1 pseudogene is annotated in these 254 nt (G+C 42.1%); it reads right to left on the reverse strand.

Annotation, left to right across the window (positions count from 1 at the left end):
* Window positions 1–254: pseudogene (locus tag D2V08_RS01345) on the reverse strand (metallophosphoesterase); the annotation flags it as partial.

Raw genomic sequence — 254 nt, forward strand, 5'->3', positions numbered from 1 at the left:
CCACCTTTTTTTTCTGCATCTTGCTCCAACTTGTATATAAACCAAAGCACTTGGGTTGTTGAAAAACCTCTATCCACAAAATCCCCTACCAACACCAGATGCCCATCATCAAATATCCAGTTTAGGTCTTGATCGATGACCTTGTTGTTGATCAGAAAATCACGAAAAGCCCGATAGCCACTTTCAAGATCGGAAATCGCTAAGATCCTGCCGTTATCATCATAGGTGTCCAATGGCCTATTGATGTCCGTATC

It is taken from the genome of Flagellimonas lutimaris (assembly GCF_003581615.1).
GTDB classification, from domain to species: domain Bacteria; phylum Bacteroidota; class Bacteroidia; order Flavobacteriales; family Flavobacteriaceae; genus Flagellimonas; species Flagellimonas lutimaris.